Source organism: Curtobacterium sp. MMLR14_006 (assembly GCF_001864985.1).
Lineage (GTDB): Bacteria > Actinomycetota > Actinomycetes > Actinomycetales > Microbacteriaceae > Curtobacterium.
In genome coordinates this window covers 31227-57250 of sequence record NZ_MJGU01000026.1, presented here as the reverse complement: position 1 = coordinate 57250, position 26024 = coordinate 31227, and the positions used below count along the sequence as shown (strand labels likewise).

Below are 26024 nucleotides of genomic sequence, written 5' to 3'. Positions count from 1 at the left end.
CCAGCAGCCGTCGCAGTACGGTCAGCAGGGCCAGCAGTCGCAGTACGGCCAGCCCACGGCCGCCCAGCCCCGCTACGGCGAGTACGCCCAGCCGGCGTCCGCCACCGCCCCGGCCTCGTCGTCCGAGTACACCGCAGCGTCGGCCCAGGCGCCGCAGTCCGCCACGAGCGCCTTCGGCGACGTGGACGGCTCCGACCGCCGCAACGGCCACTACTTCACCGAGGGCTCGACGGCCGCCAGCACCTCCGACCGACGGACGGGTCGCAACCGCCTCGTGCTGCCGATCGTCGCCGGTCTGGTCCTCGCGGGGCTCGTCGGCGGCGGCGCCGGGTGGGCCGCGAGCGCCGCGAACGACGGCGGCGGCATCGTGTCCTCCGGTTCGTCGCAGGGCGGCAACCTCACGGTGAACGACTACGACTCCGCGACGGTCGTCACCGCCGTCGCCGCGCAGGCGACCCCGTCGGTCGTGACGATCAACGTGTCGTCGAGCAACGAGGCCGGCACCGGTTCCGGCGTCGTGATGACGAAGGACGGCTACATCGTCACGAACACGCACGTCGTCACCCTCGACGGCGACAGCGCGAACGGGTCGATCACGGTCACGACCTCCGACGGCAAGATCTACCCCGGCAAGCTCATCGGCACCGACCCGACGGTCGACCTCGCGGTCATCAAGATCGATGCCTCCGGCCTCAAGCCGATGGCGTTCGCCGACTCGACGAAACTCAACGTGGGCGACACCGCGGTCGCGATCGGTGCCCCGCTCGGCCTGTCGAACACCGTCACCGACGGCATCGTCTCGACGCTCGACCGCAGCATCCAGGTCACCTCGAGCGCCCCCAGTCAGGGCGGCGACTCGAACGAGGGCGGCAACGGCGGCAGCGGTCCGTTCGACTTCTGGGGCAACGGCGACAACGGCAGCAGCTCCTCGGCGAACACGACGGTGTCGCTGCCGGTGATCCAGACCGACGCGTCGATCAACCCCGGCAACTCGGGCGGTGCGCTGCTCGACTCGAAGGGCCGCCTCATCGGCATCAACGTCGCCATCGCGTCGGCCGGCAGCTCGTCGTCGTCCGAGTCGGCGGCCGGCAGCATCGGTGTCGGCTTCTCGATCCCGTCGAACCTGGTGAAGCGGGTCGCGAACGAGATCAAGGACAACGGCTCGGCCACGCACGGACTCCTCGGTGCGACCGTCGGCGACGCCTCCGACGACCGGAGCGCCACGCAGATGGGCGCGCTCATCAAGTCGGTGTCGTCCGGCGGAGCGGCCGCGAAGGCCGGCCTGCAGAAGGGCGACGTCGTCACGAAGATCGGGTCGGCGAACGTCTCGGACGCAACCGACCTGACCGCGCAGGTCCGGTACTTCGCCGGCGGCGCCTCAACGACGATCTCGTACCTGCGGAACGGCCAGTCCCGCCAGGCCGACGTGACCCTGGGGACGTACGACAGCAAGGGCTGACGCGACCAGCCGACGAACAGGAGGCCCGGTGCACGACGTGCGCCGGGCCTCCCGTCCGTCCCGGGGCGGCGTCCGCAGCCGCACCGCAGGGAGCCGGTTCGGCTCCTTGATAGGCTCATGGTCGCTCTGCGGGGCGGCACCGGCCCCGGTGCGTCCCGTGCTCCCAGCCAGCACCCCGAGGTACGCATGCAGACAGACGGACAGCCCCTGCCGGGCGTCTCGTACGTGATGCCCGTGCTCAACGAGGTCACGGAGGTCCGCGCCGCCGTGGGCAGCCTGCTCGACCAGGACTACGACGGCCCCTTCGAGGTCATCCTCGCCCTGGGGCCCTCGATCGACGGCACGAACGAACTCGTCGCCGAGATGAGCGCGGCCGATCCCCGCATCCGCGCGATCGAGAACCCGGTCGGCTCGACCCCCGCGGGCCTCAACGTCGCGATCCGCGCGTCCGTGCACCCCGTCGTCGTCCGGGTCGACGCGCACTCCGTGCTGCCGACGGACTACACCCGGATCGCCGTGCGCACGCTGCTCGAGTCCGGCGCCGACAACGTCGGCGGCATCATGCGGGCCGAGGGGCGCACGCCCTTCGAACGGGCGGTGGCCCTGGCCTACGGCAGCCGGGTCGGGCTCGGCGGCACGCCCCACCACGTCGGCGGCACCGCCGGACCGGCAGAGACGGCGTACCTCGGGGTCTTCAAGCGGGACCGCCTGTTCGCGGTCGGCCTGTTCGACGAGGGCATCAAGCGCGGGCAGGACTGGGAACTCAACCGGCGCCTGCGCCAGACCGGCGGCACCGTGTGGTTCACGCCGGAGCTCGTCGTGACCTACCGCCCGCGGCCGAGCCTGAAGCGCCTGGTCCGGCAGTTCGTCGCGACCGGTCTGTGGCGTGGCGAGCTCGCCCGACGGTTCCCGGCGAACAACGGCCTGCGCTACTTCGTGCCCCCGGCGATGGTCGCCGCGATGGCGCTCGGGATCGTCGTGGGGCTCGTCGGCGTCGTCGGTGCTGCGCTGGGCACACCGCTCGCCTGGGCGCTGATCGGCTTCGTCGTCCCCGCGGTGTACCTGCTCTTCGTCGTGCTCGGATCGGTCGCCGTCGCGCGTCGGTCCGGGGTCGCGACCCTCGCCTGGCTGCTCGTGGTGCTGCCGTGCATCCACGTCGGGTGGGGGATCGGTTTCATCATCGGGTTTCTCACCCGGACCTCCGAGCTGACCACCCACACCGGACGGTGACCGCATGACCGACCACGCTCTTCCCCACCAGGGCGCCGCACGGCCGTCCTCGATCGCCGAACTGCGTGCCGTGGGCCAACCGGACGAGGTCCGCGCCCGCGCCAACGCGGAGCACTGGACCGCCTCGCTGTACCTGCGTGACGTGTCGCCGTACCTGACCTGGGTGCTCCTCAAGACCCGGGTCAGCGCCAACCAGGTGACGGGCCTCATGATCCTGGTCGGCTGGAGCGTCGCCGCTGCTCTGCTCATCCCCGGCATCTGGGGTGCCCTGCTCGCGCTGGTGCTCGGGCAGCTGCAGATGCTCGTCGACTGCAGCGACGGCGAGGTGGCCCGTTGGCGCGGCACGCACTCGCCCGCTGGGGTGTTCCTGGACAAGGTCGGCCACTACACGACGGAGGGGCTGATCCCCGTCGCCCTCGGCATCCGTGCCGCGACCTGGCCCGTGCACGACGCCGACTGGATGTGGACGACGATCGGGTGCGCACTCGGTCTCGTCATCGTCCTCAACAAGGCGCTCAACGACATGGTGCACGTCGCCCGCGCGAACGCCGGCCTGGACAAGCTCGTCGACCGCCGCGACGCGTCGACCGCCCCGTCCGGACGGAAGCTCGCATCGCTCCGTCGGCTCGCCCGGTTCCTGCCCTTCCACCGCCTGTACCACTCTGTCGAACTGAGCATGCTCGCCTTCGTGTTCGCCCTGCTCGGACTGGTCATCGGCGACCCGCTCGCCAGCCGGATCCTCGTCGGCGCGCTGCTGCCGCTCGCGGTGCTCGCCACGATCGGGCACTTCCTGGCGATCATCGCGTCGAAGCGGGTCCGCGCGTGACACCCGGCACCGTGCGGCGTCACGCCGTCGTCCACCGGGCGCACCCCCGCGTGGCGGTCGTGAGCCTGTCGCAGGGCACCCGCCCGGACGACCTGCACCGCGGCCTCGAGAGCGTCCTGGCACAGCGGGACGTCGAGCTCGACGTCGTCTGCGTCGGCAACGGCTGGGAGCCGACCGGCCTGCCCGACGGGGTGCGGGCCCTGGCCCTGCCGGAGAACGTCGGGATCCCCGCCGGGCGCAACGCCGGAGCCGCAGTCGTGGACGGCGACTACGTGTTCTTCCTGGACGACGACGCGTCGGTGCCGTCGGACACGTTCCTGCGCGACGCGATCGACCGGTTCGAGCACGACCCGTCGCTCGGGCTCCTGCAGCCCCGCGTCGTCGACCCGACCGGGGCCGCGAACCCCCGCCGCTGGGTCCCGCGCATCCGCAAGGGCGAGCCGGACCACTCGTCGCCCGTCTTCTCGGTCTGGGAGGGCGCGGTCGTCCTGCCCACGGACGTCTACCGGGCTGTCGGCGGCTGGGGTGCCGAGTACTTCTACGCGCACGAGGGCATCGAGCTCGCCTGGCGGGTGTGGGACGCCGGCCGCCGTGCGTTCTACGCGGGGGACCTCGTGGCGCACCACCCGGCGATCGACCCGGCACGGCACACCGAGTACTACCGGCTGAACGCCCGCAACCGGGTGTTCCTGGCACGCCGCAACCTGCCGGCGGTCCTGCGCCCGGTGTACGTCGGCACCTGGGCCGGGATCCAGGTGCTGCGCTGGTGGCGGCACCCGCGTCGACTCGCGACCTGGTTCGGTGGGATCCGCGAGGGGTGGACGGCCGACTGCGGTCCCACCCGCCCGATCGGCTGGCTCACCGTCGCGCGGATGACCCTGGCCGGTCGCCCGCCGGTCGTCTGAGCCGTCCGGACCAGAACAGCAGACCCCTGCGGGAGGATGACCATGCCCATCACGAGCGACCTGCGCACCGCCGTCCGGCTCGCGAGCCGACTGCTCGCGTCGCGTCGGAGCCGTCGTGCGCTGGCCCGTCGGCTGCCGTCGGTGGAGACTCCCGCACCGGGATCCATCGAGGTCGCCGTGTACTTCGCCGACGGCCCGGTGAACATGTACCAGGTGCGCCAGTGGTACGCGCCCCTCGCCGAGCTCGCCCGCACCCACCCGGTGGCGATCGTCTCGCGCAGCCCGGGCACGATGCTCCAGCTGCTCGAGGAGTCGCCGGTCCCGGTCGTGTACGCGCGGCAGGTGATCGACCTGGAGCACTTCGTCGAGACCCAGGCGCCGAAGCTCGTGCTGTACGTCAACCAGAACGCCCGCAACTTCCAGATGATGCGGTACGGGCGCATGTGGCACGTCTTCGTCAACCACGGCGAGAGCGACAAGATGTACATGACGACGAACCAGTTCAAGGCGTACGACCACGCGCTCATCGCGGGCGACGCCGCGCGCGACCGGCTGGCCGAGGCGCTGTGGGACTACGACCTCGACACGCGCACCACCGCGATCGGCCGGCCGCAAGCGGACCACTTCGCCGGCACCGTGCCGTACCCGCACGACGAGCGCACCGTGGTGCTCTACGCACCGACGTGGGAGGGCGACCGGCCTGCGGCGGCGTACGGGTCGATCGCGTCGCACGGCACGACCATCGCGGAGCAGGTCCTCGCCTCGCCGCGGCACCGGCTCGTGTACCGGCCGCACCCCCGGAGCGGGGTGCTGGACCCTGCGTACAAGGCGGCACACGAGCGCATCCTGGCGGCCATCGCCGCGGCGAACGCGGCGGACCCGTCGGCGCACCACGTGCACGACGACGGCCCGACGCTCGGCTGGCAGCTCGCCGACGCCGACGTCGCGATCACCGACATCAGTGCGATGATCTACGACCGGCTCGCCGTGGGCAAGCCGCTCATCGTGGCGCGTCCGGTCTCGCCGGAGGCCGAGGTCGACGAGCGCGGGTACCTCGGTGACGCGAACTGGCTGACGGCGGAGGACGCACCCCGCGTGCTCGAACGGGTGGACGCGGCGGCGGGCGACGCCGACGAGCTCGCCCGTCTGCAGCACTGGGTCGTCCGCTACTTCGGCGACACCACGCCCGGCGCCGCGACCGCGCGGTTCCACGCCGCCGTCGAACAGTTGCTCGCGCGGTGGCGGGACGTCGCGGCTGCCCGCGGCGAGGGCGGCCCCCGAGCGGAGCGCTGAGCCCGGGCGGATCGCTGCCGGTTGCTCGTGCCCCGTCACGCGACCGGCCCGCCACCGACGAGCGACATGCGCCAGAGGTACTCGGAGCGGTCCGGGCGCCGCCACCGCACGACGACGACCCCCGTGCGCTCGGGATCGGCTCCGAAGACCGCGATGGACAACGCGCGGCCCGGTTCGAGGCGTCGCACGGCGAGCGGCGGGCAGTACCCGTCGCCGAGGTGGGTGAGGGTCAGGCCGTCGAGTGGCTCGTCCCCGGTGTTGACGAGGTCGTAGCGGCGCGGGGCGTGGGTGCGGTCGACGGAGAACGGGACGGGGTAGGCGGTCGGTGGGTGGTGCATGCCCGGAACGTTAGGGGGAGGGTCCGACGGTGGGGGCCGCCGGAACCCCGGGGACGCGCGGGCTGTGGAGGGAGCACCCGGAGGCGGTGACCGTGCAGGGGGAGTACCCCGGTCGGTCAGGACCCGTAGTCGGCCGAGTAGCGGGCCAGCGCGGCCTCGATCGTGTCGTCGAGCTGCAGCCGTCCCTTGTCCAGGTACAGCCCGCGGTCGCAGAACCGGCGCAGGTCCTTGTCGCTGTGCGAGACGAAGAAGAGCGTGCGGCCGCCGGCGAGCAGCTCCTCGATCCGCTTGTAGCACTTCTCGCGGAAGGCCTTGTCGCCGACCGCCAGGACCTCGTCGACCAGGATGACCGGCTCGTCGAGGCGCGAGATGACCGCGAAGGCGATGCGCACCTTCATGCCGCTGGACAGGTGCTTGTACGGGGTGTCGACGAAGTCGCCGATCTCGGCGAACGCGATGATCTCGTCGAACGCCTCGCGGATCTCGGAGCGCGTCATGCCGTGCAGCCCCGCGGTCAGGTACACGTTGTCCCGGACGGACAGGTCGCCGACGAACCCGCCGGTGATCTCGATGAGCGGGGCCACCCCGGCGCCGACGTCCACGCGGCCCTCGTCCGGCAGCATGACCTGCGCCACGAGCTTGAGGAGCGTGGACTTGCCCTGGCCGTTGCGTCCGACGACGCCGATCGCCTCGCCGGGGCGCACGTCGAAGGAGACGTCGCGGAGCGCCCAGAACTCGTCCGCGCGCTTCCGGCGTCCCCGGCCGGCGAAGAGGTCCTTGAAGTTGCGGCTCGCGCGGCGGTTCCGCTTGAAGCAGATGCCGGCGCCGCGCACGGAGATCACCGGGGCGACGGTCTCGGTGCGGGTGGTCTGGTCGGTGGCGGTCATCACAGCTCCTTGAGCACGCGGTGCTCGCTCCGACGGAACACGGCGAAGCCGACGACCAGGACCACGGCGGTGGTGAGCACCGACGCGCCGACCTCGAACCAGTCGAGCTGCGCGGGGAAGAACGCCGACCGGTACAGACCGAAGATCCCGGTGAGCGGGTTGATCGCGGCGATCCCGCGCAGCGCGTCCGGCAGCGCGGTGGTGCCGTAGATGATCGGCGACGCGTAGAAGAGGAAGCGCAGCACGAGCTTGGTCGCGCGCTCGAGGTCACGGAAGAACACGACGAGCGGCGCCACGATGAGGCCCAGGCCGTAGACCAGGGCGCACTGCAGGACGATCCCGAGCGGGAAGAACACCGCCTGCCAGTGCAGGTGCGCGCCCGTCGCGACGACGAACACCGCGAGCACCGGGATGCTCAGCAGGAACTCGATGCCCTTCGACGCGACGATCCGTGCGACCCAGATCGAGCGCGGGATCGTCGTCGACCGGATGAGCTTCGACTCCTTGATGAAGGCCCGGGTCGAGTCGGAGACTCCCCCCGTGAACCACATCCAGGGGAGCAGTGCCACGAGCAGGAAGACGATGTACGGGTCCTCGCCCACCGAGCCGCGGTGGAACACCTTGGTGAAGACGAACCAGTAGATCGCCGACATCACCAACGGGTCGAGGATCGACCAGAGGTACCCGAGCGCCGACGTCGAGTAGCGGACGCGCAGGTCGCGGACCGTCAGCAGCCACAGGGCATGACGGTAGCGCCGACCGGCACTCCGTGTCGCTGCGGGAGCGGTCGGCACGGTCGCGGTCGGCGCACTCGCTGTCGTCACGGCTTCCCTCCGGGCGGAACCGCCGAGGGGGTCCTGATCAGCGCTCAGGCGAACAGGTCGTTCGCGCGCTCGAGGTCCTCGGCGAAGTCGATCTCGACCGCGTACAGGTCGGAGATGTCGATCGGCGTCCAGCGTAGCCCGTCCTCGGCGATGGCAGCCTCGATGCCGCCCTCGAAGTACTCCTGGTCGTCGACGCGACCGAGCTGGCGGATCAGGGCCTGCTTGTCACCGGCGGACACGTAGTTGATGCCGACGGCCTCGCCGAGGCCACCGACGACCTGCTTGGACAGCTTGTGGATGAAGCCCTCCGCGTCGACCGTGTACTTGACCTCTTCGTCGGAGACCTTCTCGGTGTTGACGCTGACGAACGAGCGGTCCTCGTCGATCATGTCGGCTGCACGGACGAGCGCCATCGGGTCGAAGACGACGTCGCCGTTCATCCAGAGGACACCGCTCTTGCCCGTGGCCTTGAGCGCACGGAGCAGGCTCTTCGAGGTGTTCGTGGAGTCGTAGGACTCGTTGTAGACGAAGTTCGCCTCGGGGAAGGCCTCGACGATGTGCTCCGACTTGTAGCCGACGACGATGGTCACCCGGGCGCTCGAACCGAACGCCGCACGGATGTTGTCGAACTGCTGCTGCATGATGGTGCGGCCGTCGCTGAGCTCGGTGAGCGGCTTCGGCAGGCTGCGGCCGAGACGGCTCCCCATCCCCGCTGCGAGGATCACGATCTGCGTGGTCATGCTTGTCCCTTCTGGTGTCCGCCCGCGCGCCGTTGGGCACGGGCGGGCCTCGTCGAGTCTGCTCGCGGAACGTCCGAGTTCCCCGAGAACCCGGCGGTACCGACGCGGTGGCCGGCTGGTTCGTGGAGCCCGGGTGGTGCCGTTTCGGCGGGTTTCCCGGGGGTGAACACTCCGTCGTGTCCCGGTGAATGATACGGAAACCCGTCCGCGCGGGGTACAGCCCGAGGCCCTTCGTGCCCAATTCGTGACACTGCACAGGCCCGTCCACCGGTGTCGGTACAGCATTGGTACGGTTGGGCGATGGCAGCCGGAGCAGCAGATGACGAGGACGTGTACGCCACGACCGATGCTGCCTGGATGACCGAGGCGAGCGACACCGACGAGGCAGACGCCGCCGCGGACGAACGTGCCGACGACGACGACATGGGGGACCCGGATGCGCCTGACGCACCCGACCGGGACGCGCTCGACGCACCCGGTGATGACGCGATGACCGACGACGCACCGGGCAGCGCGACGGACACCACGACGGCCGCGGACGCACCGGAGGACGCCACCGCGACCGGTGTCGTGGCGGCAGCCGCCACGCCGACGACCACCGGGCCGCGGCTGGCGAAGACGAAGGCGCGCGGCGGCAAGGGACGGGCCAAGCGCCCGGCGGGGGCCGGCGGGACCGCCGGCACCGTGCCTCCCGGCCGGAGCGCTGCGACCGACGCGACCGCCACGACGGACGCTGCCGACGCGGGCCGCGCCGTGACGGAGGCGGGTACCGCCGACGAGGCGCCGGCGCCCGTCGCGAAGAAGCGCGCGCCGCGCGCCGGAGCCGCACAGCCGCAGCAGCCGGTCGTGCTCCGGGCCAGTGGACTGGTCAAGCGCTACGGCCAGACGCTCGCCGCGGACGAGGTCGACCTCGAGATCCGCCAGGGCTCGATCTTCGGCGTCGTCGGCCCCAACGGTGCCGGCAAGACCACGACGTTGTCGATGGTCACCGGTCTGCTGCGTCCGGACGCCGGCTCGGTCACCGTCCTCGACCACGACGTCTGGGCCGACCCGACCGCCGCCAAGCGCAGCCTCGGCGTGCTGCCGGACCGGCTCCGGCTGTTCGACCGGCTCACCGGCGCACAGCTCCTCTACTACTCGGCGACGCTGCGGGGACTCGACGGCGCGACCGCCCGGGCACGCAGCGCCGACCTCGCCGACGCCTTCGGGCTCGGCGACGCGCTCGGCCGCCAGGTCGCCGACTACTCGGTCGGCATGGCGAAGAAGATCGCCCTCGCCGCCACCCTCATCCACTCGCCGCGGGTCCTCGTGCTCGACGAGCCCTTCGAGTCGGTGGACCCGGTGAGTGCCGCGACCATCACCGACATCCTGCGCCGGTACACCCGGGGCGGCGGGACCGTCGTGCTCTCGAGTCACTCGATGGAACTCGTGCAGCGCACGTGCGACTCGGTCGCCATCATCGTCGGCGGTCGCGTCCTGGCCTCCGGCACGATGGCGCAGGTGCGCGGGCGCAAGAGCCTCGAGGACAAGTTCGTCGAACTCGCCGGCGGCCGCGTCGTCGCAGAGAGCATGGAATGGTTGCACAGCTTCTCCGGCTGAGGGTCGACCTGCTCGCGGGCGAGGTCCGCGGCAGCGCCCGCCGGTCGGTGTTCGTCGTGCTCGGCAGTCTGGTCGGGCTCCTCGCCGCGGTCTGGGCCGCGGCGCAGCTGATCGACCTCCGCCCGGCCGACGCCGAGACGGCACGGGCGGTCGTCGTGCCGGTCGGTGCCCTCGTCGCGTTCGCGTTCACCGTGGTGCCGCTCGTGGTCGGCCGGGGCGACCAGCTCGACCCGAGGCGCTTCACGGTCTTCGGTATCGGCCGTCGCCGGCTCGCGGTGGGCCTCGGTGTCGCCGGGCTCGTCGGCGTCCCGGTGCTCGGGGTCGTCGTCCTCGCGGTCGGCCAGGTCGCCGTCTGGGCCCGCGACGCGGGGACCGGGTTCCTCGCGGTCGTCGCCGGGCTGCTCGCCGTGGCGACCTGCGCCCTGCTCGTCCGGGTCGGCAGCGCCGTCGGCTCGCGCGTCATCGGGCCCCAGCGGTCGCGGGACGCCGGGTGGCTCGTCGCCCTCGTCGTCGTCGCGCTGACGATCCCGGCCGTGTCCCTGCTGCTGCGCGTCGACTGGCTCGACACCCGGGGCGCGGAACTGCAGCGCGTCGCGGACGTCGCCGGCTGGACCCCCTGGGGCGCCGCGTGGGCCGTGCCGGCGGACGTCGCCAGCGGGCACGTCGGAGCCGGCATCCTCAAGCTGCTCGTCGCCGTCGTCGTGGTCGCCCTGCTCGCCTGGGCCTGGTGGGCGCTCGTCGGCCGGGCGCTCGAGACCGTCGACGGTCGCCCCCGTGCCCGTCGCTACCGCGGGCTCGGCTGGTTCGCCCGTCTCGGGTCCACGCCCGTGGCCGCGGTCGCCGCCCGTGCCCTGACGTACTGGGTGCGGGACCCGCGCTACCGCGCCTCGTACCTCGTCATCGTGTTCGTGCCGGTCGTGGTGCTGCCGCTCGGCGTCGCCGGAGTGCCGTGGCACTGGACGGCCCTCGTGCCGCTGCCGCTCATGGCCCTGATCGCCGGGTTCCTGCCGCACAACGACGTCTCCTACGACAACACGGCGGTCTGGCTGCACGTGGCGTCCGGCGCACCGGGGTGGAGCGACCGGCTCGGCCGCGTCGTGCCGCTGCTCGTCGTCGGTACGCCCCTGATCGTGGCCGGTGCATGGGTGTCCGCGCGCCTCTACGGCGACCTCTCGGTGTTCCCGCTGCTCGTCGGCGTGAGCGCGAGCGCCCTGCTCTCCGGCCTCGGGCTGTCGAGCGTGGTCTCGGTCCTCATGCCGTACCCGACGGTGCGGCCCGGTGACCACCCGTTCCAGCAGCCGCAGGCCGCCGGCGTCGCCGCGACCGTGGCGCAGGCGACGATGGTCATCGCGATCGTGGTGTGCACGGTGCCCGCCGCGGTGCTCGCGGCCCTCGCCCTGACGCAGGGCAGCGAGCCGTGGTCGATGCTGACGCTCGGCGTGGGCATCGGGGTCGGCGTCGTCGTCCTCGCGATCGGTGTGGCAGCGGGCGGGGCACTGTTCGACCGCCGTGGCCCGGACCTGCTCGCCGCGGCGCAGCGCAACTGACCGCAGGCACGCTGCGCGTCCGGCTCGACCGTCGTACCCTGGGTCCATGAGCATGACGGAACCCGGCGGCGGCCTCGACGTGATGGACCGGGAGCTCGAGAAGCTCCTCGAAGACGAAGCGATCGAGCCCGGCGACCACGAGCGGTTCTCGCACTACGTCAAGAAGGACAAGATCCTGCAGTCCGCCCTGTCCGGCAAGCCGGTCAAGGCACTGTGCGGCAAGAAGTGGATCCCGGGCCGCGACCCGGAGAAGTTCCCGGTCTGCCCGGACTGCAAGGCCATCTACGAGAAGATGAAGGCCGAGTAGACGCGAGTACGGAACGGACGGGAGGCCCGTGGCGACGCCGCCACGAGCCTCCCGTCCGCCGTCTGGGTCGGCAGCCTGCGCATCGTGAGCAGAAGAGGTCGGGTCGCGTTCCGGGACTCGACCTCTTGTGCTCACTGGACGCGTGCGCTCTGCGCCGCCGTCGGCCCGGCCCCGGGCGGCTGCGCTGAGTGAGCAGAAGATGTCGGGTCGCCGTCCGCGACCCGACGTCTTCTGCTCACTGGACGACGCGGCCTGCGCCCCGCAGCGCTCCGCGCCCGCGCTCAGATCACCAGCGTCGGGATCGCGGGGTCGCCGCGGCCGATGCGCGCGGCATCCGCGGGCAGCTCGGCCTTCGACCGCTTGTGGTGCGCCCGGGCTGCCTCGACGCCGTCGACCCCGAGGAAGGCCTGGTCGACCTCGCCGCCGGTGACCACCGGCACGAGCAGGGGGCGCTCGTCCGGGCCGACCTGGCCCTGGGTGAGCACGACCTCGGCCGTCGCGACCCCGTTGCGCAAGCGTCGGCCGGCCTCCTTGCGGCCGCCCGCCGAGGCCTTGTCGGCGGACTTCTTCGCGACCGGCACCCACGAGTCGCCGTCGGCGGACTCGTGCGCGACGAGCTTGAAGACCATGCCGGCGGCGGGGTGGCCGGAGCCGGAGACGACCGAGGTGCCGACCCCGTACGAGTCGACCGGCGCCGCGCGGAGGGCCGCGATCGTGTACTCGTCGAGGTCGTTCGTGACGGTGATCTTCGTGCCGGTCGCGCCGAGCCGGTCGAGCTGCGCCCGCACCGACGCCACGACCGAGGGCAGGTCCCCGCTGTCGATGCGGACGGCGCCGAGCGCACCGTCGGTGAGCCGGACGGCGGTGTCGACGGCCGCCTCGATGTCGTAGGTGTCCACGAGCAGCGTCGTGCCGCTGCCGAGGGCGTCGAGCTGGGAGCGGAACGCGGCCTCTTCCGAGTCGTGCAGCAGCGTGAAGGCGTGCGCCGCGGTGCCCATCGTCGGGATGCCCCAGGTGCGCCCGGCCTCGAGGTTGCTCGTCGCGCCGAACCCGGCGATGTACGCGGCCCGAGCGGCGGCGACGGCGTTCCACTCGCCCGTGCGGCGCGAGCCCATCTCGGCCAGGGGGCGTCCGTCGGCTGCGGAGACCATGCGTGCCGCGGCGGACGCGATGGCGGAGTCCGCGTTGAAGATGCTCAGCGCGAGCGTCTCGAGAATGACTGCCTCGGCGAAGGTGCCCTCGACCTGCAGGATCGGGGAGTTCGGGAAGTAGACCTCGCCCTCCCGGTAGGCGCGGACGTCACCGGTGAAGCGGTAGTCGGCGAGCCAGGCAGCGGTCCCCGCGTCGATGACGCCGCGGTCGCGCAGGAAGCCGATCTCGTCGTCGCCGAAGCGGAACTCGCCGAGTGCGGTGAGGAAGCGTCCGAGCCCGGCGGCGACGCCGTACCGGCGTCCGTCCGGCAGTCGGCGGGCGAAGACCTCGAAGACGCACCGGCGGTCGGCGGTCCCGTCCTTGAGGGCCGCGTCGACCATGGTGAGTTCGTACTGGTCGGTCAGGAGCGCGCTGGTCACCCCTCCGACACTAGTGACGCGACGGTCGGGAGGCCCGGATTGCGTCGGGCGCGCAGCCGCGGCACGCAGGTGGTCGGTCCAGACGTCCGCCGCCCGCGTCGGTACGCTGGTCACCGTGACGGATGCACCGATCGGAGTCTTCGACAGCGGGGTCGGCGGGCTCACGGTGGCCCGCGCCATCATCGACCAGCTGCCGCGCGAGAGCATCCGGTACGTCGGTGACACCGTGCACTCGCCGTACGGCCCGAAGCCCATCGCGGACGTCCGCCGCTACGCGCTCGAGGTGATGGACGACCTGGTCGAGCAGGGCGTGAAGGCGCTCGTGATCGCCTGCAACACGGCCTCGTCGGCGGTGCTCCGCGATGCCCGTGAACGCTACGAGCAGGCCTACGGCATCCCGGTGGTCGAGGTCATCCAGCCCGCGGCCCGCGCCGCCGTGAAGCAGACCCGGACCGGCCGGGTCGGCGTCATCGGCACCGTCGGCACGATCGCGTCCCGCGCGTACGAGGACGCCTTCGCCGTGGCCGCCGACGTCACGCTGACCACCGCGGCGTGCCCGCGGTTCGTGGAGTTCGTCGAGGCGGGGGACACCTCGTCGGCGGCGCTCCGCGAGGTCGCGGCCGGCTACCTCGACCCGGTGCGGGCGGCGGACGTCGACACCCTCGTGCTCGGCTGCACGCACTACCCGCTCATGTCCGCCGCGATCCAGTTCGTCATGGGTCCGGACGTCACCCTGGTGTCGAGCGCCGAGGAGACCGCGAACGACGTCTACCGACGGCTCGTCGAACACGGCCTCGAACGCACCGCGACGACCGCGCCGACGTACTCGTTCGAGTCGACCGGCGACGACGAGGACGGCTTCCTCCGGCTCGCCCGACGGTTCCTCGGCCCCGAGATCGTGCGCGTCGGCCACCTCGAGACCGGCGCCATCACCCTGCCCCGCGAGCGGGCCTGAGCGGCGACCAGCCGCCCACCGCAGCCCGCTCCGCACGACCCGCACCGTGCCTCCCGGCCGGACCGAAAGGACACCATGACCACCCGCATCGACGGCCGCCAGGCCGAGGACCACCGCCCCGTCACCATCGAGCGGGGGTGGAGCACGCAGGCCGAGGGCAGCGCGCTCATCTCGTTCGGCGACACGAGGGTGCTCTGCACCGCCTCGTTCACGAACGGCGTGCCGCGCTGGCTCGCCGGCAAGGGCACCGGCTGGGTCACCGCCGAGTACTCGATGCTGCCGCGCTCGACGAACGAACGCATGCAGCGCGAGTCGATCAAGGGGAAGGTCGGCGGGCGCACGCACGAGATCTCCCGGCTCATCGGGCGTTCGCTCCGCGCCGTGGTCGACACGAAGGCCCTCGGCGAGAACACCCTCGTCATCGACTGCGACGTGCTGCAGGCCGACGGCGGCACCCGCACGGCGTCGATCACCGGCGCCTACGTGGCGATGGCCGACGCGATCGAGTGGGGCCGCGACAAGGGCTTCATCGGCAAGAAGGCCACCCCGCTCACCGACAGCGTGCAGGCGATCTCCGTCGGCATCGTCAAGGGCGAGCCGATGCTCGACCTGGCGTACACCGAGGACTCCGCCGCCGACACCGACATGAACATCGTCACCACGGGTTCGGGCAAGTTCATCGAGGTGCAGGGCACCGCCGAGCACGCGCCGTTCGACCGCGACGAACTGAACGTGCTGCTCGACCTGGGCCTGGCCGGCAACCAGTCGCTCGCGGCGATCCAGCGTTCGGTCCTGGGTCTGGCGTGACGCCCCGCGAGGTGGTCCTGGCCACCCACAACCAGGGCAAGGTCGTCGAGCTGCGCGAGATCCTCGGGTCGGCGCTGGGCGAGGGCGTCGAGCTCGTCGGCTACGACGGCCCCGAGCCCGTCGAGGACGGCGACAGCTACGCCGCGAACGCCCTCATCAAGGCCCGGGCCGCGGTCGCGCACACGGGGCTGCCGGCGCTCGCCGACGACTCGGGCATCGCCGTCGACGCACTCGACGGGGCGCCGGGCATCCACTCGGCCCGGTACGCCGGCACCCGGTCGGACGCCGACAACATCGCGCTGTTGCTGCGGAACCTGGAGGGCGTCGTGGAGCGCACCGCCGCCTTCGTGTGCGCGGCCGCGTTCGTGACGCCCGACGGGGCCGAGCACGTCGTCGAGGCGGTGTGGAACGGCGAGGTCACCACCGAGCCGATCGGTGACGGCGGCCACGGCTACGACCCCGTGTTCCGGCCGGACGACGCCGACCGCTCGTCGGCGGAGCTCACCCGCGAGGAGAAGAACGCGCTCTCGCACCGCAGCAAGGCGTTCCGCGGCATCGCCCCGATCGTGCGGGAGCACTTCGGGGTGTAGCGGTGCGCGGGCCGCGGGCTGTGGGCTCGGGCTGTCGGCTGCGGCCCGGGCGGCCGGTGCGAGTGCGGTTCGCACAACCGAAGTGCATCGGAACCACGCGGTGACGTGGTGCCGATGCACTCCGGTTGTGCGCCGCCGCGGCGTTGCCTTGGGTGCGCCGCCGCCGCGCCGCGGCGCGCAGCCGCCGCTACGGCTTCGGGTCGACCGCCGGCTGGGCGGGCGGGGCCGCCGCCTCGGCATCGGCCTCGTGCTTGGCCTTCCGCGCGTTCCGCAGGTAGGTGAGCGCCATCGGCACGACGGTCACGACGACCGCGGCCAGCAGGATGATGTCGATGTACTCCCGGACGATGTGCGCCACGAACGGGATGTAGCCGAGGACGTACCCGAGGAACGTCACGCCGACGCCCCAGATCACGGCGCCGATCGCGTTGTACAGCGAGTACTTCTTGTAGTTCATGCGGCCGACGCCCGCGGCGATCGGCGCGAAGGTGCGCACGACCGGCACGAAGCGGGCCAGGATGACGGCGGCGGGGCCGAAGCGGTGGAAGAACGCGTTGGTGCGGTCGACGTTCTCCTTCGAGAACAGCCCGCTCTCCTTGCGTTCGAAGATCGGTGGCCCGGCCTTCTTGCCGATGTAGTACCCGAGCTCGCCGCCGAGGAACGCCGAGGCGCCGATCATCAGCGCCGCGACCCAGACGGGGATGCCGCCGATCTCGCCGCCCCGGTCGAAGGCGAAGAGGCCGGTGATGACGAGGAGGCTGTCCCCGGGGAAGATGAAGCCGATGAGCAGCCCGGTCTCGGCGAACACGATCGCGCACACGACGAGCACGGCGATGGCCCCGAAGTGGTCGAGGATGTACTGCGGATCGAGCCACGGGATCAGGGCGAGTGCGACGGAGTGCATGGTTCTTCCGGTCGAGCGAGCGGGACACGGGGGAGTGTCCCGCAGGACGAGGGTACCGTCCGCGGGTGTCGCGACCATCCGCCGTCGGTATGACATCCGTCGGACGCCGTGACGCCAGGGGCGGGGGCTGGGCCGGTGCGGAAGGAGGGACTCGAACCCTCACGCCTGGGGCACAGGAACCTAAATCCTGCGTGTCTACCGATTCCACCACTCCCGCGAGCGACGGCAGTCTACCGACAGCGGCCGCCCGACCGCGGTGTCAGCGCAGCTGCCGGGGCAGGTACCGCGGCACGTACCGGAGCAGCACGCCGGCGCCGATCAGGCCGAGCACGCCCATCACCCCGCTGGCGACCGCGATCGACGCCACCGCCGTCACGCCGGAGATGAGGAGCGGCGCCGCGGCCGAGCCGAAGTCGCCGGTGAACCGCCACGCCCCGAGGAACGGGGCCGGGTCGTCGCGCGGGGCGAGGTCGGCGCCGAGGGTCATGAGGATGCCCGACCCGACGCCGTTCGCGAGCGACATGGCCATCGCGATCGCGACGAACCAGCCGACGCGGGCGTCGAGGTGACCGCTCCAGGCGAGCAGGAAGTAGCTGATGCTCAGCCCGAGCATGCAGGGCAGCGCGCTCGCCAGCCGCCCCCAGCGGTCCATGATCTGCCCGCTCGTGTAGAACAGCGCGAAGTCGACGGCGCCCGCGATGCCGATGACGAGTGCGGCCGTCGAGTCGTCGAGCCCGACGCTCACCGCCCAGAGCGGCAGGATCACCTGGCGTCCGGCGCGCATCGCGCCGATCAGTCCGGCGCCGCTGCCGAGGCGCAGCAGGACGGCCCGGTTCGCGCGGATGGTGCGGAAGAGGCCGTGCGCCTCCTTCTCGACGAAGACCGCACCGGTGTCGGTGGACGGCTCGGTCGCGTCGGTCGGCCGGGAGGCCCGTGCCGGCAACCGCAGACCGCGCGCGCCCGTCGCCGGGTCGCGCAGCACCAGGAGCACGGTCGCCGCCGCCAGGCAGCACGCGACGTGGATCCAGAACGCGCTGCGGGTCGCGCCGGTCACGTGGATCACGCCGGCGGCGACGAAGGGGCCGACGAAGTACCCGAAGCGGAACACGCCGCCCAGGCTGGACAGGGCCCGCGCGCGGATCCGCACCGGGATCGCGGTCGTCATGTAGGCGTGCCGGGCCAGGGCGAAGACGGCGGTGGAGACGCCGACCAGGAACACGCCGAGCGCGAGGACCCAGGCGTTCCCGGCCGTCGTGCAGACGACGAGGCCGCCGACCGACACCAGGGCGGCGCCGATCATCGCGTTCCGCTCGCCGATGCGGGCGACGACGATGCCGGAGGGGACGTCGCCGATGAGCTCGCCGACCAGGATGAGCGACGCGACGAAGCCGGCGAAGGCCAGGCCGGCGCCGAGCGAGTCGGCCGCGATCGGGATGATCGGGATGATCGCGCCCTCGCCGATCGCGAACAGCGCCGCGGGCAGGAAGCCCGACAAGAGCACGGACCGGAAGTCGAATGAGTCGTTCGGGGTCGTGGCCATCGCCCGACCAACGGTACGCCAGCGGTACCGGTTCGGCGTCGGGTTACCCTTGGTGCATGCGTGTTCTGGCGGCGATGAGCGGTGGGGTCGACTCGGCGGTGGCAGCCGCCCGTGCGGTCGACGCCGGCCACGACGTGGTGGGCGTGCACCTCGCGCTGAGCCGGATGCCGGGCACCCTGCGCACCGGCAGTCGCGGGTGCTGCACCATCGAGGACTCGATGGACGCCCAGCGCGCGGCGTCCGCCCTCGGCATCCCGTACTACGTGTGGGACTTCTCGGCCCGGTTCAAGGAGGACGTCGTCGACGACTTCGTCGCCGAGTACCAGGCCGGCCGCACCCCGAACCCGTGCATGCGGTGCAACGAGCGCATCAAGTTCGCCGCGCTGCTCGAGAAGGCCCTCGCGCTCGGCTTCGACGCCGTCGCGACCGGGCACTACGCCTCGATCGTCACCGGTCCCGACGGCTCGCGCGAGCTGCACCGGTCGGCCGCGTGGGCGAAGGACCAGTCCTACGTGCTCGGGGTCCTGACCGCCGAGCAGCTGCAGCACGCGATGTTCCCGCTCGGGGCGACCCCCTCGAAGGACGAGGTCCGGGCCGAGGCCGCCGCCCGTGGGCTGACGGTCGCGCAGAAGCCGGACTCGTACGACATCTGCTTCATCCCGGACGGGGACACCCGCGGGTGGCTCGCCGACCGCGTCGGCAGCGAGACGGGCGACGTCGTCGAGCGCGACGGCACCGTCGTCGGTTCGCACGACGGCGCGCACGGCTACACGGTCGGCCAGCGGCGCGGCCTGTCGCTCGGGCGCCCGGCCGCCGACGGCAAGCCCCGCTTCGTGCTCGAGATCCGCCCGAAGGACAACACCGTCGTGGTCGGACCGAAGGAGGCACTGGCCGTCGCGTCGATGTCGGGCTCCCGGTTCACGTGGGCGGGCACGGCCCCGGCCGACCCGGCGACGCCGTTCGCCTGCGACGTGCAGATCCGCGCGCACGCCGACCCGGTGCCCGCGACCGCGCGGGTGCAGGACGACGTGCTCGTCATCGACGTCGACGAGCCGCTGCACGGGGTCGCCCCCGGCCAGACCGCGGTGGTCTACGTCGGCACGCGGGTGCTCGGCCAGTGCACCATCGACAGCACGGTGAGCGCCGTCCCCGTCGACGCCTGACCCCGCCGCTCCCGGGGCACACGTCCGCTGCACGTCACGTCGGTGGCGCACGGTAGAACTGATGCCATGAGCGAGACCGACGCGACGTTCGAGACCATCGACCCCGACGGGCTCGACGCCGCCCAGGCCGCGCGCGAGGTCGACCGGCTACGGGCACGCATCAACGAACTGCGCGAGGCGTACTACCAGGGCGAGAACGGGTCACCGGCCGCGGATGCCGACTACGACGCCCTGGTGCACCGGCTCGACGCGATCGAGCAGCGGTTCCCGGAGCTCCTGACCGAGGACAGCCCGACCCAGACAGTGGGCGGGCAGGCACAGACGACGCAGTTCGCGCCGGTCGAGCACGCCGAGCGCATGCTCTCGCTCGACAACGTCTTCAGCCCCGACGAGCTGACCGACTGGGCCGTCAAGGTGCAGCGCGACGCCGGAGCCGAGCGCGTGCGGTTCCTGACCGAGCTGAAGATCGACGGCCTCGCGATCAACCTGCGGTACGAGCACGGGCGGCTCGTCTCGGCGGCGACCCGCGGCGACGGCGTCGTCGGCGAGGACGTCACCGGCAACGTGCGGACGATGGGCACGATCCCGGACCGTCTGTCGGGCACCGGCCACCCGCCCCTGGTCGAGGTCCGCGGCGAGATCTTCTTCCCGGTCGCCGAGTTCGACGAGCTCAACGCGAACCAGCGCGAGGCGGGGGAGCGCGTGTTCGCGAACCCGCGCAACGCCGCCGCCGGCTCCCTCCGCCAGAAGGAAGAGGGCAAGTCCGAGGCGAAGCGCGCGCTCATGGTCGACCGGCTGCGGCGGCTGCGGATGCTCGTGCACGGCATCGGCGCGTGGCCGGTCCGCGAGCTCGAGCAGCAGACCGACGTCCGGAGCCAGTCCGAGGTGTACGAGCTGCTCGACACGTGGGGGCTGCCGACGAGCAGCCACTACCGGGTGTTCGACACCATCGACGAGGTCAACGGCTTCGTCCGGACCACCGGTGAGCGTCGCTCTGCCGTGGAGCACCAGATCGACGGCGTCGTGGTGAAGGTCGACGACCTCGCCCTGCACGAGGAACTCGGCTCGACGTCCCGGGCGCCGCGGTGGGCGATCGCGTACAAGTACCCGCCGGAAGAGGTCCACACGAAGCTCCTCGACGTCGTGGTGAGCGTCGGTCGCACCGGCCGTGCCACGCCGTTCGCGGTGATGGCCCCGGCCGAGGTCGCGGGGTCCGTGGTGCGCCAGGCCACCCTGCACAACCAGCAGGTCGTCAAGGCCAAGGGCGTGCTCATCGGCGACACGGTCGTGCTGCGGAAGGCCGGTGACGTGATCCCCGAGGTCCTCGGCCCGGTGGTCGAGCTCCGCGACGGCTCCGAGCGCGAGTTCGTCATGCCGACCCACTGCCCGGAGTGCGGCACCGAGCTCGCCCCCGCGAAGGAGGGCGACATCGACCTCCGCTGCCCGAACGCCGAGAGCTGCCCGGCGCAGGTGCGCGGCCGGGTCGAGCACATCGCGTCGCGCGGGTCGCTCGACATCGAGGGACTCGGCGAGGTCGCCGCCGCGGCGCTCACGCAGCCGCTCCGACCGGAGACCCCGCCGCTCGTCACCGAGGCCGGGCTGTTCGACCTGACGATGCAGGACATCGTCCCGATCGAGGTCATCGTCCGCGACGCCGAGACCGGCATGCAGAAGACCGACGACGACGGCACGCCGAAGCGGGTCACCCCGTTCAGTCGTGCGCGCAAGAAGACCGACCCGCCGTTCGACCCCGAGGCCCGCGGTGCGGACTACACCGGCGAGCCGAGCCGGTACCCGTCGAAGAACGCGTTCGAGATGCTCGCGAACATCGACGCCGCCCGGACGAAGCCGCTGTGGCGGATCCTGGTCGGCCTGAGCATCCGGCACGTCGGACCGGTCGCGGCGCGTGCCCTCGCGAACCACTTCGGGTCCCTCGACGCGATCCGGTCGGCCTCGCGCGAGGACCTCGCGGCCGTGGACGGCGTCGGCGGCATCATCGCGGACGCCCTGCTCGACTGGTTCGATGTCGACTGGCACCGCGAGGTCATCGACCGGTGGACCGCGGCCGGCGTGCAGTTCACCACCCCGGACCACCCGGGCCCCGGCGGCGCGGTCGCCGAGGGCGGCGTGCTCAGCGGCGTGACGGTCGTCGCGACCGGCTCGCTCGAGGGCTACACGCGCGAGGGCGCGCTCGAGGCGATCATGACCGCCGGCGGCAAGGCGGCGTCGAGCGTGAGCAAGAAGACCGACTTCGTCGCCGCCGGTCCAGGGGCGGGGTCGAAGCTCACCAAGGCCGAGCAGCTCGGGCTCCGGATCATCGACGCGGCGCAGTTCCACCTGCTCGTGACCGAGGGGCCGGGCGCCCTGCCGGAACCGGAACCGGAGCCGGAACCGGAGTCGGGCCAGGAGCCGACCGAGGAGGGCACGACCGCGCCGGACGCCGCGCCGGACGCCTGACACGCGCCCGTCCGCAGGCCGAGCCTCCCCATTTCGGGGGACAAGTTGCATCTGGCACGAGCGTTCGTCAGCATCCTCCGTAGACTCGGCAGGGCATCACCCGTCGTCTGCAGGGAGCCGACGGGAAGGCCTTCCCGGGGGAGACCCGAATGCTGCTCGTCGCCGCTGCGCTGTTGACCGCCTCGATGCACTCGCTCGGAGTGGTCGAGACACCGAACGTGCCTCCGACCCCGCCACCGACAGCGGTCGTGGCCGTCGCGCCCGTCGCCCCGGTCACCGCCGACGACGCCGCGACCGCGCACGGCCGCCGGCTGCTCGACGACCTCGTCGCGCTCGCGCCGGTCGACCTCCGGCACGCGCAGGACGACGCGCGCCTGGTGGCGACCGTGCAGGACGACCCGCCGTCGGCCGTCGACGTGATCCGGTGGTGGGCCGGCCTCGGCGACGGTGAGCGACAGTACGTCGAGCAGACCGCGCCGGCGGTGGTGGGGAACCTCGAGGGCGTGCCGTACGCCGTGCGCGACCGGGCGAACCGGACCACGTTGGACCGCGCGCTCGCGGCGGCCGACGGGGACGACGGGTCCGCCACGGTCCGGATGCTCGACCGGGTCCAGGAGTCGCTCGTGACGCAGCCGGGCGACCCGCAGCGCTTCCTCGTCACCCTCGACACCCGTGGTCCGGGCCGCGCGGCGATCGCGATCGGCGACCTCGACACCGCGACGGACGTGACGCTGGTGGTGCCGGGCATGTTCTTCACGGTGTCCGGGCAGATGGTCGACTTCACCGCCACCGCGAACGACCTGGCCGCCGAGCAGGCGTCGCTGGCCCCGCTCGCGGTGCACGGCGACCGGTCGAGCGTCGCGGTCGTCGCGTGGATGGGGTACCGCACGCCGGACCTGTCGAACATCCTGTCGCTGCAGCTCGCCGAGACCGGGGCGGACCGCCTCGAGCGCGCCGTCGACGGCCTGCGCCACGTGCGGGACGGCGACCAGCCGCGGCTCAACCTCGTGGCGCACTCGTACGGGTCGACGACGGCGATGATGGCGCTCACCTCGGGGCGCATGAGCGCCGACACCCTGACCGTGCTCGGCTCGCCGGGCAGCGACGTCCGGTCCGCGTCCGACCTCGCCGTGCCGCACGGGCAGGTCTTCGTCGGCAGCGCGCACAGCGACCCGATCGCCGGTTCCGGGTACTTCGGCACCGACCCCGGCGAGGCGTCCTTCGGTGCGACGGTCCTCGACCTCCGCGCCGCGACGCACGGGCAGGGCACGACTGCGGTGTTCCGACGACCGGTCGGCCACAACGACTACCTGAAGCCCGGAACGGCCTCGCTGCACGACGTCGCGCTCATCGGGGTCGGGCGCGGGGACGTCGTGCGCGACCAGGCGCAGGGCGGATCGTCCCGCGGCGACGGCGTCACGGTCTCGCCGGACGTGTTCCTCGTCCGTCCACAGGACCTGCAACCCCGCGACTGACGGACCGCACCGGTGCGCGGGCCGGCACCGGGCCCGCGGGCTCCCGCGACGTGACCGGATCGTGACCCGCGGCCGACGTGCCGGGGCCGCGCCGGGCCTCCCGACCGGATCGGCGAGCCCGCGCGGATCGCGGGCCGCTCGGACCGGTGGCTGGACGGCAACCTGTGCGCCGCCGCAGCCTGCACTCGTTCCACGGCAGAACGGTTCCAGCCCGCCTGCCTACCGTGCACCCATGCGAGTGGTGCGTTGGCCTGGGGCCCTGTTGGTCTTCGTGGTGATGTCCGTGCTGGCGGGCATGCTCGTCACGGTCGCGTTGACGCCCGCGGTCGCCGTCGCCGGCGAGAGCGCGTCGGGCGCGGCGGCGTTCTTCGAGGACCTGCCGAGCTACCTCGACGTGCAGACCCCGCAGCAGGTCTCGTCGGTCTACGCGACGAAGGACGGCAAGCAGATCAAGATCGCGTCCTTCTACGCCGAGAACCGCACGAACGTGACGTCCCACCAGATGGCCGACTCGCTCAAGCAGGCGGCCATCGACACCGAGGACCCGCGGTTCTACGACGAGGGCGGCATCGACCTGCTCGGCACGGTCCGCGGTGCCGCGGCCACCGTCGTCGGCGGGGACGTGCAGGGCGGGTCGAGCATCACGCAGCAGTACGTCAAGAACGTGCTCGTGCAGCAGTGCGAGCAGCTGACCGGCACCGACCAGGCCGCCACCGAGGCGAAGGTGGCCGCGTGCTACCAGGACGCCGCCGGCGTCACCCCGCAGCGGAAGCTGCAGGAGATGCGGTACGCCATCGCGGTGAACAAGAAGTACACGAAGGACCAGATCCTGACCGGGTACCTCAACATCGTCGGGCTCGGCGGGCGGGTCTACGGTGCCGAGGCCGGTGCCGAGTACTACTTCGGCGTGCACGCGGCGGACCTGTCGCTCGTGCAGTCGGCCACGCTCGTCGCGATCCTCAACAACCCGTCGAACCTGCGGATCGACCGGCCCGGCGACCGGCACAACGGGCAGTCGGACGGGTACGCGGCGACGAAGGAACGCCGCGACTACGTGCTCCGCCGGATGCAGGCGCACGGGTCGATCACGACGGCACAGATGAGGACGGCGATCGCGACGCCCGTCACGCCGAGGATCACCGAGACCGCGAACGGCTGCTCGACCGCCGCGACGAACTTCGACGCGGGCTACTTCTGCGACTACGTCCGCGACCAGGTGCTCCGGGACCCCGCCTTCGGCAAGACCGCGGCCGCACGCATCGCCACCCTCGACACGAAGGGCCTGCAGATCCACACCTCGCTCGACCTCGACGTGCAGGCGCAGGCGCAGAACGCCCTGTCGACCTACGTCCCGGCGACGATGGCGGGGGTCGACCTCGGCGGGTCGAACGTCACCGTCGAGCCGGGGACCGGTCGGATCATGTCGATGGTGCAGAACACCGCCTACACGCAGGCCGACACGGCCACGCCCGGCACGACGGCCGTGAACTACAGCGCCGACGCCGCCTCCGGCAACTCGGGCGGGTTCCAGACCGGCTCCACGTACAAGGTGTTCACGCTGGCCGAGTGGCTCGCGAGCGGGCACACCCTCTCCGACTCCGTCACGACCTCCGAGCACCAGTTCGAGAACGCCGAGTTCACGAACAGCTGCCAGAACGTCGCCGGCGGCGTCTGGAACGTGGCGAACGCCGAGGCCGTGCCCGCGTCGATGACCGTCGCCGCGGCGACCACCGAGTCGATCAACACCGCGTACGCGCAGATGGGCAAGCAGCTCGACCTGTGCCGGATCGCCCAGCTCGCGCAGTCCATGGGCATCCACCGCGCCGACGGCGCACCGCTCGGCCAGACCCCGTCGTCGATCCTCGGCGTCAACGAGCTGTCGCCGATCGACCTCGCCGAGGCCTACGCCGGCTTCGCGAACGGCGGCATCGTCTGCACCCCGACCGCCATCGACTCGGTCACCGAGGCCGACGGCACCGCGATCACACCGACGCCGTCGTCCTGCACCCGAGGGGTCGGGGCGGACGTCGCGGGCACCGTCGACTACGCGCTGCAGGGGGTCCTCAGCGGGTCCGGCACCGCCGCGCTGGCGAACCCCGGCGACGCGGTCCCGAAGTTCGCGAAGACCGGCACCACCGACGGCGACGTGCAGAACTGGCTGGTCGCCTCGACGACGAAGTACACGAACGCGACCTGGATCGGCAACGTCCAGAACGCGGTGTCGCTCGCGCAGGTCCCGTTCCCGTGCGGCACGACCGGGTACAGCGCCAAGTTCGGGGTCGGGAAGGCGATGATGACCTACCTCGACGGGGCGGTCGGCGGGGGAGCGCTGCCGGCTCCGGACCCGGCGATGATCGGGAACGCGTCGAGCGGGTCCGCGTCCCAGCAGGCGTCCGGTGCGTCGGCGGGGGCCGGTGCGTCGGCCGCGTCGGGTGCGTCGGCTGCTCCGTCGCCGGCCGCGACCGCTGCCCCTGCTGCTCCTGCTGCCCCTGCTGCTCCGGCTGCTCCGGCGACGGCGGCACCTGCCGCACCGGGTGCGGCTCGCGGTCGGCACTGACGCCAGGCCGGGAGGCCCGGTGCCGGTCCGGTGGGCGGCCCGCCGTCGGT

Annotated in this window: 22 protein-coding genes and 1 tRNA gene; 15 read left to right on the top strand and 8 right to left on the bottom strand. The window is 72.2% G+C overall.

Annotation, left to right across the window (positions count from 1 at the left end):
- The 5 genes from BIU94_RS16370 to BIU94_RS16350 form a co-directional block, all read left to right on the top strand.
- Positions 1–1459: S1C family serine protease (locus BIU94_RS16370; protein ID WP_083404926.1), on the top strand; the 1459-nt coding region annotated here is incomplete at its 5' end.
- A 186-nt stretch (positions 1460–1645) separates the two neighbouring features.
- Positions 1646–2689: a glycosyltransferase family 2 protein gene (locus BIU94_RS16365; protein WP_071263313.1), complete on the top strand. Its 1044-nt coding sequence runs from the start codon at positions 1646–1648 to the stop codon at positions 2687–2689.
- Positions 2690–2693: 4 nt separating this feature from the next.
- Positions 2694–3515, top strand: coding sequence for a CDP-alcohol phosphatidyltransferase family protein (locus BIU94_RS16360; RefSeq protein ID WP_071263311.1), 822 nt, complete (start codon positions 2694–2696; stop codon positions 3513–3515).
- Entirely contained in the window at positions 3512–4420 is a 909-nt protein-coding gene (locus BIU94_RS16355) for a glycosyltransferase family 2 protein (RefSeq protein ID WP_175472154.1), read from the top strand. The genes BIU94_RS16360 and BIU94_RS16355 overlap by 4 nt, the downstream gene beginning before the upstream one ends.
- Positions 4421–4462: 42 nt before the next feature.
- Entirely contained in the window at positions 4463–5713 is a 1251-nt protein-coding gene (locus tag BIU94_RS16350) for a hypothetical protein (protein ID WP_071263609.1), read from the top strand.
- A gap of 35 nt (positions 5714–5748) precedes the next feature.
- On the opposite strand, the gene BIU94_RS16345 is transcribed toward BIU94_RS16350, so the two are convergent.
- The 4 genes from BIU94_RS16345 to BIU94_RS16330 form a co-directional block, all read right to left on the bottom strand.
- Positions 5749–6051, bottom strand: a complete 303-nt coding sequence (locus tag BIU94_RS16345) for a hypothetical protein (protein ID WP_071263309.1) — start codon at positions 6049–6051, stop codon at positions 5749–5751.
- Positions 6052–6167: 116 nt separating this feature from the next.
- The gene (locus tag BIU94_RS16340) at positions 6168–6938 is read right to left on the bottom strand and encodes an ABC transporter ATP-binding protein (RefSeq protein WP_071263307.1); all 771 of its coding nucleotides are present in this window, start codon (positions 6936–6938) and stop codon (positions 6168–6170) included.
- Complete coding sequence (locus BIU94_RS16335; RefSeq protein ID WP_083404925.1) at positions 6938–7762, bottom strand: ABC transporter permease; 825 nt, start codon at positions 7760–7762, stop codon at positions 6938–6940. Before BIU94_RS16335 ends, BIU94_RS16340 begins: the two co-directional genes overlap by 1 nt.
- Before the next feature lie 44 nt (positions 7763–7806).
- Positions 7807–8502 carry an NTP transferase domain-containing protein gene (locus BIU94_RS16330; protein WP_071263305.1) on the bottom strand — a complete coding sequence of 232 codons (696 nt, stop codon included), beginning with the start codon at positions 8500–8502 and terminating at the stop codon, positions 7807–7809.
- A gap of 300 nt (positions 8503–8802) precedes the next feature.
- Between BIU94_RS16330 and BIU94_RS16325 the strand changes: the two genes are divergently transcribed.
- Genes BIU94_RS16325 through BIU94_RS16315 form a run of 3 tightly spaced genes read left to right on the top strand, consistent with a single transcriptional unit; the run spans position 8803 to position 11955 of the window.
- Positions 8803–10101 carry an ABC transporter ATP-binding protein gene (locus BIU94_RS16325; protein WP_254784838.1) on the top strand — a complete coding sequence of 433 codons (1299 nt, stop codon included), beginning with the start codon at positions 8803–8805 and terminating at the stop codon, positions 10099–10101.
- A complete protein-coding gene (locus BIU94_RS16320) occupies positions 10077–11648 on the top strand; it encodes a hypothetical protein (RefSeq protein ID WP_071263303.1) in 1572 nt (523 codons plus the stop codon). The genes BIU94_RS16325 and BIU94_RS16320 overlap by 25 nt, the downstream gene beginning before the upstream one ends.
- A 46-nt stretch (positions 11649–11694) precedes the next feature.
- Positions 11695–11955 carry a DUF3039 domain-containing protein gene (locus tag BIU94_RS16315; protein ID WP_099051947.1) on the top strand — a complete coding sequence of 87 codons (261 nt, stop codon included), beginning with the start codon at positions 11695–11697 and terminating at the stop codon, positions 11953–11955.
- Positions 11956–12236: 281 nt separating this feature from the next.
- Here the strand turns inward: BIU94_RS16315 and BIU94_RS16310 are convergent, their stop codons facing one another.
- On the bottom strand, positions 12237–13526 hold the full coding sequence (locus tag BIU94_RS16310; RefSeq protein ID WP_083404924.1) for a nicotinate phosphoribosyltransferase: 1290 nt from the start codon (positions 13524–13526) through the stop codon (positions 12237–12239).
- 115 nt (positions 13527–13641) lie between these two features.
- On the opposite strand from BIU94_RS16310, the gene murI reads away from it, so the two are divergent.
- From murI to rdgB, 3 genes are all read left to right on the top strand, one after another.
- Positions 13642–14481 carry a glutamate racemase gene (gene murI, locus BIU94_RS16305; RefSeq protein ID WP_071263301.1) on the top strand — a complete coding sequence of 280 codons (840 nt, stop codon included), beginning with the start codon at positions 13642–13644 and terminating at the stop codon, positions 14479–14481.
- A gap of 75 nt (positions 14482–14556) precedes the next feature.
- The gene (rph, locus tag BIU94_RS16300; protein WP_071263298.1) at positions 14557–15288 is read left to right on the top strand and encodes a ribonuclease PH; all 732 of its coding nucleotides are present in this window, start codon (positions 14557–14559) and stop codon (positions 15286–15288) included.
- Positions 15285–15878 carry an RdgB/HAM1 family non-canonical purine NTP pyrophosphatase gene (rdgB, locus tag BIU94_RS16295; RefSeq protein WP_071263296.1) on the top strand — a complete coding sequence of 198 codons (594 nt, stop codon included), beginning with the start codon at positions 15285–15287 and terminating at the stop codon, positions 15876–15878. Before rph ends, rdgB begins: the two co-directional genes overlap by 4 nt.
- 187 nt (positions 15879–16065) lie before the next feature.
- Here the strand turns inward: rdgB and BIU94_RS16290 are convergent, their stop codons facing one another.
- The 3 genes from BIU94_RS16290 to BIU94_RS16280 all read right to left on the bottom strand — a co-directional run bounded on the left by BIU94_RS16290 (position 16066) and on the right by BIU94_RS16280 (position 18322).
- Positions 16066–16782 carry a DedA family protein gene (locus tag BIU94_RS16290; RefSeq protein WP_071263294.1) on the bottom strand — a complete coding sequence of 239 codons (717 nt, stop codon included), beginning with the start codon at positions 16780–16782 and terminating at the stop codon, positions 16066–16068.
- Between the two features lie 136 nt (positions 16783–16918).
- Positions 16919–16999 (bottom strand) — tRNA-Leu (locus BIU94_RS16285).
- A gap of 42 nt (positions 17000–17041) precedes the next feature.
- Positions 17042–18322: an MFS transporter gene (locus BIU94_RS16280; RefSeq protein ID WP_071263292.1), complete on the bottom strand. Its 1281-nt coding sequence runs from the start codon at positions 18320–18322 to the stop codon at positions 17042–17044.
- Positions 18323–18378: 56 nt separating this feature from the next.
- Between BIU94_RS16280 and mnmA the strand changes: the two genes are divergently transcribed.
- The 4 genes from mnmA to BIU94_RS16260 all read left to right on the top strand — a co-directional run bounded on the left by mnmA (position 18379) and on the right by BIU94_RS16260 (position 25974).
- Complete coding sequence (gene mnmA, locus BIU94_RS16275) at positions 18379–19485, top strand: tRNA 2-thiouridine(34) synthase MnmA (protein WP_083404923.1); 1107 nt, start codon at positions 18379–18381, stop codon at positions 19483–19485.
- Between the two features lie 66 nt (positions 19486–19551).
- A complete protein-coding gene (gene ligA / locus BIU94_RS16270) occupies positions 19552–21942 on the top strand; it encodes an NAD-dependent DNA ligase LigA (protein WP_254784837.1) in 2391 nt (796 codons plus the stop codon).
- A 149-nt stretch (positions 21943–22091) separates the two neighbouring features.
- The gene (locus BIU94_RS16265; RefSeq protein ID WP_071263287.1) at positions 22092–23417 is read left to right on the top strand and encodes an alpha/beta hydrolase; all 1326 of its coding nucleotides are present in this window, start codon (positions 22092–22094) and stop codon (positions 23415–23417) included.
- 232 nt (positions 23418–23649) lie between these two features.
- The gene (locus tag BIU94_RS16260) at positions 23650–25974 is read left to right on the top strand and encodes a transglycosylase domain-containing protein (RefSeq protein WP_071263284.1); all 2325 of its coding nucleotides are present in this window, start codon (positions 23650–23652) and stop codon (positions 25972–25974) included.
- Positions 25975–26024: the final 50 nt, after the last annotated feature.